Here is a 7,017-nt window from a genome sequence, read left to right as displayed (position 1 = left end):
CCGCCCGCCGCCTGAGCCGGGCCGCACCGCACGCGCCGGATGTCACCATTCTCGGCCCCGCCCCCGCGCCGCTGTTCATGCTGCGCGGCCTCTACCGCTGGCGCTTCCTGATTAAAACCCCGCGCGAGAAGCTGGCGCAGGGCTTGATCCGCGATTGGATCAGCCGGGTCGAGTTACCGAAGCCAGTAAAGCTGGTCGTGGATATCGACCCGTATAATTTCCTATGAGGCGCGCTGCTGCCAATCCTGCATTTGCGCGAGGCTCATCGTACTGCCGCCGCACACGATCATCAGAACGGTGTTAAACGGCGCAAGAATATTCGCTGCGCCATAAGCGAGGGCGAGGCTGGCCCCGCAGGCGGGTTCTACCAAAACCCGGTGATCGTCGAGAAACCGCGCGCAGGCGTCCAGGGCTTCGGCGTCGGAGACCTGAACGGGCCGAATAGGATGCTGCCCCAAAAGCGCGAACGCCCGCGCGCAGATTTGTTTCGCGCCGAGCGAGGTCGCGATCGTTGTAATGGCGTCCAGGGTCACGCGCTCGCCCGCTGCCGCCGCCGCGCCAAGAGACGCTGCCCCGCGGGTCTCGACCGCCACCACGGGCACGTCGCCCCAGCCGTTCCGCTGCAAGCCCTCAACGACCCCGGACAAGAGCCCGCCGCCGCCGACCGTGAGAACGACCGCATCGGGGCGCGCGCCGCTTTCGGCCACCTCATCGATCATACTGGCGTGGCCCTCCCACAACAGCGGATTATCGAACGGGTGAATGAAGGCGTCTGCCGTGCCGATCATCGATTGCGCCCGTTCATTCGCCTCCTGCCACGAGGCACCGTGAACAATGACCTCTGCCCCCTCCAAATCGAGAAGCTGACGCGCCCGCAGGGGCGTAGTCTCCGGCACGACCACCGTCACCGGAACCGCCAGCGCCCGCCCGGCATAGGCCACCGCGAGCCCGGCATTCCCGCCCGACGAGGAGATAAACCGCTGGGCGCCCCGCGCCTTATAATGTTCGCAGGCATGGCCGATACCGCGCAGCTTGAACGAGCCGGAGGGTTGCAGGGCTTCCATCTTCAAAGCAATCGAGCGGCCCGCCGCGAGGCTAAGCGCGGAAGAGGCGAGAAGCGGGGTTTTTATGTGGAGCGGCATGGGGTCTCTCGTTTAGGGGGTGCGCTTCTGCGCCAGCCGCCGGGTCAGCAGGTCGCGTACTTGAGTGGCAATATCCATCGCCGGGTGCAACAGCGAGAGAAGCTGCACCTGATCGGAGGGTTGATCGTAGCGGTAAACGATTAAATGACTGCCGACCGAATAGGCCAGATAGGGCGGCGGCAGATCGGCGCGATAGCGGCCCAGCTCGGGGTTTTCGGCCAGCAGATCGAAGGCGTGAAACATCTGACGGAGATAGGCAATCGCACGCGCCTCCCCCCAGTTTTGGGTTGAGTAATATTCTATGTTTTTGAGAGTATTTCGCGCTTCAGGCGAGACGATGACCCGCGCCATGTTACGAGGCTTCCTGGCGTCGCCGCGCCCGCCCCTCCGATAGAATCTCCTCTAGCGTCACCTCGCGGCCCAACCCCTCATCGAGTTCCTGCGCACAGAGGGCGAGATATTCCCACAGCAGCTTGCGTTCGTCCTCCGACTGGCGCTTTTGATCTTCCCGGATCAAATGCCGCACATATTCGCTGGCCGAGTAATTGCCGCGCGTGGCTTGGGTTTCGATATACTCCCGCATCGCCTCGGGCATTGAGATATTCAAGGTGCTCATCGGGCGCTCTCCTTCTGGTTTTCAGAATGAAAGATCGGCCAAGCCTTGTCAAACCTTGGCGGGGTTGTGGGAGAATCCACCCCAATCGCGTCATACACGCTGGAGTCGATCCCAGGACGCCGATAAACTAGGGCCTGATCCAGACGGGAGACGGACCGATGCGCGCGTTAGGAATTATCACCGGGGGCCTCGTGCTCGGCCTGTCCACCGGCTTTGCCTTCGGCTTCAATTGGGTCGGGGCCGATGTGCTGGAAGCCCAGCCGCGCCCCGCCGTGCGCATGCAACCCGCCGCCGTGATCGTGCCGATGAAGCCCGCAACGCCGCCCGCCGTAAAGCCGGTTCCCGCCGCGCTCGCCGTTCCCGATAGCGACGCCCGCCCGGACGGCCCGCCGAGCAACCCCGCCGCCGAAAAGCGCTATACCGCGCTCATCAATAACAGCCCCTGGTTCCGCGAAATCCGCGAAAAGGTGGAATGCGGCACCATCGACGATTCCGGCATCAAGAAAACCTGCATCGATAGCTTCGGCACCCGCCCGAAAGCCCTGCCCGCCAATTTCGTCGCCCCGCCGCCCGCCCCGCAGGCAAAGCCTTGGACCGCGCCGAAAGAGTAAGGATGCGGGGCTTTGCCCCGCGCCCCATCTAAGGGGCTACGGCCCCTTAGAAATCCCGATTTACGGGACTGCGCTTCAAGTAGAGGGATCGACAAGGGGCAAGCCCCTTGTCCAGGGTCCCTGCGCGTTTGACGCGCAAAGCGCATCGAGGGGGACGGCGTCCCCGACGAAACAGCGCCTCCTTACCCCGATGGCAGCGCCTTCTGCACGCCGCGCAGGGCCGCAAGCCGCGCATTGGCATCGACCTGACCCGCCGGAGCGCGCCCGCTCGCCGCAGCCAAAGCCGCCGCGATATTCGCGTCTTCTTTTTTCCGGCTTGCCAAGCGAGAGCAGCTTTGCCTTGGCGAGCTGCGCTTCCGCCGAAACCTTTTCTTTCTCGGCGCTTTCCTTCATGGCTTTTAGCGCGGTGCCGAGACCATCGGTGGTGCTGGCGAGACCGGCGGCCCGTCGGGCGGCTTCCGCCTGACGGTCGGCGACGGCGCGCTGCTGTTCGGCGCGGCTCAGATCGCGCTGAGCGCGTTCCAGATCGGCGCGGGCGTTGCGCAGTTTGCTGCCGGCATCGGCGTAGGTCTGTTCCAGCATGCGCAGAAACTCTTCGGCATCGACCGCATCCTGCTTTTCCCGTTCGATATCGGGGCTCATTTGTTCGAGCATATCGAGCAGAGTGGTGAGGCTTTTCTCGACGGCGGCTTTTTTGGCCGGATCGGTTTCGGCAGCGGCCTGCGCGCCCAAATGTTCGGCGGCGGCGAGGCGCTGATTATAGAGGGCGACGATAGCATCGGCCTCTTTCTCTTCCTTATCGAGGGCGATGCGCGCTTGCGCCACTTCGCGGCCCAATTGGTCGAGATGCTGTTCCATCGTGCGCAACTCGGCCTCGGTTGCGGCCTTCGGGTCCCAGCGAACCAAGGCTTCGACGCCGGTTTTAATCGCTTGATCGGCCTTCACGCCCAACAGATTTTTAATAAAGGCGAACATGGTTGCTTCCCCTGAGTGAATTAGCCGACCAAGGCGGCGGCGTTTAAGAGACCGATGGCCAATTGCCAGCCCGCGAGCGTAATCGCCGCCGCCATATCGCCCTTTTCGATCCGGCTGGGCAGCGACGGGGCAATCAGGCGGGCAATCGTGAAGATGGCGACCTGAACGGCAACGCCAATCGCGCCCCAAATGAGAATATCGAGCACGCTTTGAGCCGTGGCGAGGGTCGCCGCCAGTGGCAGCGCGAGGCCCAAGGTTGCGGCGGAAAGGCTGACGGCGGCGGCGCTATTGCCCGCAGCCACCAGTTCGCGCTCCTTCATCGGCGTCAGCAGCGCGTGCAGCCCGACGCCGACGACCAGCAAAACGGCAGTGACGAGAAAATGCATCACCAAGAGCGGCAGGCCCGTGGCGAGCCCGGCGAGAATATCGGTCATTAGGCAAGTCCCAAGCTTGAGAGGGGCAAATCGATACCAAGGTAGAGTTCCACCCAGGCTTCATCGGGCGTTTCCGAAACGAAGACCAGCAGATATTCGGCCTCCGGCGCCGGGCTTTTCAGGCCGGTATCGCGGGCGTAGAGCATGGCGGCAACGGTGCGCTCCATGACGCCATCGGGGGTTTCGCGCGTCTCCAACAGGCGGCGCGGCGCAATGCGGCGCTCGCCGGGGAGCCATTGGCGCGCATAAGTATGGCCTGCTTTGGTTTGGAACTCGGGCCAGCCGATCATCCCGTCTTCCTCGGCCAGCCAAAAGGCCCATTCGTCGGCATCCGCCGGGAAAACTTCGTCGATCTTCGCGAAATAGCGCGCATTCTCAGGCTGCCCCTGGGCCGAGAGCGCCACTTCCACGAAGCTTTGCTCGCCGATGGTGAGCCACGCGCGCGTCGGCGCGGTCGCGCTGTCCTTTTCGCCCGCGAGCATGCTGATCGCCGTTACGCTTGCCACGCCGCCGCCATTGGCCGGGCGCGGCACCGGCGAGGTCGGCCCCAACAGAATGAAGGCGGACGGGTCGAGCGTCAGCCCCATGCCCAAGCGCAAATAATCGGGCCGGTACGGGGTTTTGCCGGACATTTTATTCTGAAGAATGCTTTTGCCCAGGCCGAAAGGCGTCGATCCCATATCGCTCTCCGCAGATGCGGCAGGCTTATTGCGCCGCCGCAGGATAAACCAATAGACGGCACCGCCCACGACGAGCAGCACGATCACCCAGCCCCAGCCGAAACCCGAGCTTTCGTCCGCAACCACATCGGGCGGCAGATAGTTGGGATCGCGCGGCTTGCCCGCTTGGGCGGCAATCGACCGATCCACTTCCGCCAGCTTGGCCTTCATCTCCGGGTCGGTCTGCGCGAGCTTATCGGCTTCCGCCCGCCAGGCGAGATAGTTCGGGTCTTGGGCACGATTGTGGAAGAACGCGGCGTGACTGGGCGTGCTGAGCGAGTTCATCATGAAGAACAGCATGGCCGCATCCATCATGCCGAAGCGCGACGGCCCGGCGTAGGACGGCGGCGTATACTGCTGATAGGCGGGGGTTTGGCGCGGAATGCGCAGACCGCTGCCGGTCGTATAACTGCCACCGCTGTTCGATGAGAAAGGGCCGCTCCCAGCATTCGGCACGCTCCCGGTGCCGCTTCGGGGGGCAGCAGGGGCCTGTTTCGCCTGGAAATCCGAGAGCCCTTGGCGCGACGCGGCCCGCGAGGCGTCGCGGTCGCTGGAGGAGAGCGAGGGCGTGCGGCTCGGCGGACTCGGGGTCGCACTGGGGCGGCTGTAACCGCCCGACGAACTGCCACTGCCGGAAAACGAGGGCGTGCGCGAACTGCTGCCGCTAGAGCGCGAATAGCCGCCGCTGCTGCGGCTGCGCGCCTCGGCGTCCGGGCTCAACAGCGCCAGAGTGGTGGGAGCGGCGACCGTGAGGGCGGTGGCAATGGCCCGCGCGCCGACCAAAGCCGGAAGAGGTTGGGCAATGGCTACGAGAGCGGCCAGGAAAATCGCTAGCCCGTGACGCAAGATCCTCACCCGTTCCCACTCCCTTATCATACGCCCGTGCCGACGGATCAAACCGCCGCTGCGCACTATACTTAGGAAACGGGTCGGCGTCTTGCACCTCTCGCGCGCCGAAAACCTTCATCTTTTTGCGCAATTTTTAAACGCGCGCTTAGACGGCGAAGAAAGCATCCACGGCAGAGGTTAGGCGACTCGCGAGTTTGCGCTGATACGCGTCCTCGCGCAGGGCTTTTTCATCGTCGCGGTTGGAGAGAAACCCCATTTCCACGAGGATGGAGGGAATGTCGGGCGAGCGTAAAACGGCGAAATTCGCCTGCCGATGCGGCTTTTGCAGCGGCGGGAAGGCCGGGGTCATTTTCGCCAAAGTAGCATGGGCCAGCGCCAGCGAATTATTCGTCGTCTCGCGGTGCATCAGGTCGAGCAAAATGGTTTTCACCTGCCGCGAATGGTGCGACAGGTCGAGCCCCCCAACGAAATCGGCGGCATTCTCGCGGTCAGCAAGGGCTGCGGTCATATTATCCGAGGCTTTGTCCGACAGGGTATAGACCGAAAAACCGCGCGCATCGGGGTTATTCGGGATCGAATCGGCGTGCAGCGACAGAAACAGCGTCGATTTGGCCTTGCGCGCTAGGGAAACCCGCTGCCCCAGCGCGACAAAACTATCGTTCCGGCGCGTGAGAATCGGCGTATAGCGCCCCGTCGCCTCAAGCTGGCGGGCGAGTTCCCGCGCCACGGCAAACGTAATGAGCTTTTCGTAAGTGCCGTGCGCGCCAATCGCACCCGGGTCTTTACCGCCGTGGCCCGCATCGATCGCGACGATTTTTTTCGGAATAACCGCCGGTTTCGGGGCGGTGTTCCCGGCGCTCTTGCCCGCCGACGCTTTGGTCAGCAGTTGCTGGGCGGCCTGAGCAAACGCCTCCTCGGCCATCAGCACCGACCCGCCGATAAGCATTGCCTGCTTCAAAAACTGCCGCCGGTCCAGCGTCATAAACATCACCCCTGGCCTCTGTGCTGCGATGAAGCAGCAAGACTCCGCTATAACCTACTGACTTTTCTAAGTCATACTCGGCTTGGCGTCAATCGGAACAAAGTGGGTCTTTCGTGATTTCATGAGGCGCTACAGGGGATTGCAGGCCCATCTTAACCTTAGTCGTTCCCCGTATCCTCCGCATCCTCGCCCTCGGCCAGCGCTTGCAGACGCGCGCGGCGATTGGCTTCGAACGCCTCCAAGACCGGGTCCAACAACGAAATCCCGCCCGCCACCGGCGGCGCGATTCCCTGGAAACCCGTCGTTGGGATTTCGAAAGGCGCGGGCGCTTCGGCCAAACCCGTCACGGCGCGCGGCACGGTTGATCCCAGCCCTGCCAGCGCCCGAAAATAAAAAATCGAGAAAACCCGAATGGCCGAGGCAAGACTAGCCCCCAATCGACGCTGATCGACGAGTGTCAAGAGATCCGAGAGGGTGCATTCCTCGCGCTTGCAAACATCTGTCAGCGCGTCCCAAATGGCTACTTCAACGCTGATACTCGTCCGCCGCCCCGATACGATTACAGTCCGGCGATGACGGGCGCCTTCATCACTATCACTCGTGGTCACTATCCGAGGTTCCTATTGTCATTTGTCCTAGAACAAGATCGCTTCATTTCAAAAACGCCCTATTCAGGGRAACGCCTTGAG

9 protein-coding genes and 1 pseudogene are annotated in these 7,017 nt (G+C 63.0%); 2 read left to right on the top strand and 8 right to left on the bottom strand.

Annotated features, from left to right (window positions below; translation table 11 throughout):
- Positions 1-227: pseudogene (locus tag VZ95_RS25695) on the top strand (primosomal protein N'); the annotation flags it as partial.
- Here the strand turns inward: VZ95_RS25695 and VZ95_RS14200 are convergent.
- From VZ95_RS14200 to VZ95_RS14190, 3 genes are read right to left on the bottom strand one after another with little or no spacing between them, the layout of a single operon-like run.
- Complete coding sequence (locus VZ95_RS14200) at positions 222-1,142, bottom strand: pyridoxal-phosphate dependent enzyme (RefSeq protein ID WP_045776440.1); 921 nt, start codon at positions 1,140-1,142, stop codon at positions 222-224. The pseudogene VZ95_RS25695 and the gene VZ95_RS14200 overlap by 6 nt on opposite strands.
- A 12-nt stretch (positions 1,143-1,154) precedes the next feature.
- Entirely contained in the window at positions 1,155-1,493 is a 339-nt protein-coding gene (locus VZ95_RS14195) for a type II toxin-antitoxin system RelE/ParE family toxin (protein ID WP_045776439.1), read from the bottom strand.
- Between the two features lies 1 nt (position 1,494).
- A complete protein-coding gene (locus VZ95_RS14190; RefSeq protein ID WP_045776438.1) occupies positions 1,495-1,758 on the bottom strand; it encodes a ribbon-helix-helix domain-containing protein in 264 nt (87 codons plus the stop codon).
- A gap of 158 nt (positions 1,759-1,916) precedes the next feature.
- Here VZ95_RS14190 and VZ95_RS14185 point away from each other — a divergent pair, with 158 nt between their 5' ends.
- Positions 1,917-2,369: a hypothetical protein gene (locus tag VZ95_RS14185; protein ID WP_045776437.1), complete on the top strand. Its 453-nt coding sequence runs from the start codon at positions 1,917-1,919 to the stop codon at positions 2,367-2,369.
- Between the two features lie 75 nt (positions 2,370-2,444).
- Here the strand turns inward: VZ95_RS14185 and VZ95_RS14180 are convergent, their stop codons facing one another.
- The 5 genes from VZ95_RS14180 to VZ95_RS14160 form a co-directional block, all read right to left on the bottom strand.
- Positions 2,445-3,344: a hypothetical protein gene (locus VZ95_RS14180; RefSeq protein WP_232302669.1), complete on the bottom strand. Its 900-nt coding sequence runs from the start codon at positions 3,342-3,344 to the stop codon at positions 2,445-2,447.
- A gap of 20 nt (positions 3,345-3,364) precedes the next feature.
- Positions 3,365-3,778 (bottom strand): DUF350 domain-containing protein, encoded by a 414-nt coding sequence (locus VZ95_RS14175; RefSeq protein ID WP_045776436.1) that lies wholly within the window; start codon positions 3,776-3,778, stop codon positions 3,365-3,367.
- Complete coding sequence (locus tag VZ95_RS14170; protein ID WP_198148309.1) at positions 3,778-5,352, bottom strand: DUF2491 family protein; 1,575 nt, start codon at positions 5,350-5,352, stop codon at positions 3,778-3,780. Before VZ95_RS14170 ends, VZ95_RS14175 begins: the two co-directional genes overlap by 1 nt.
- A gap of 139 nt (positions 5,353-5,491) precedes the next feature.
- Positions 5,492-6,334 carry an N-acetylmuramoyl-L-alanine amidase family protein gene (locus tag VZ95_RS14165; protein ID WP_045776434.1) on the bottom strand — a complete coding sequence of 281 codons (843 nt, stop codon included), beginning with the start codon at positions 6,332-6,334 and terminating at the stop codon, positions 5,492-5,494.
- A 152-nt stretch (positions 6,335-6,486) separates the two neighbouring features.
- The gene (locus tag VZ95_RS14160) at positions 6,487-6,936 is read right to left on the bottom strand and encodes a ribbon-helix-helix domain-containing protein (protein ID WP_198148307.1); all 450 of its coding nucleotides are present in this window, start codon (positions 6,934-6,936) and stop codon (positions 6,487-6,489) included.
- Between the last annotated feature and the right edge of the window lie 81 nt (positions 6,937-7,017).

Origin of the sequence: Elstera litoralis (assembly GCF_000963705.1) — a bacterium.
Classification (GTDB): domain Bacteria; phylum Pseudomonadota; class Alphaproteobacteria; order Elsterales; family Elsteraceae; genus Elstera; species Elstera litoralis.
Note: the sequence above shows the minus strand (reverse complement) of the source record. Positions and strands in the feature narration are given on the sequence as shown.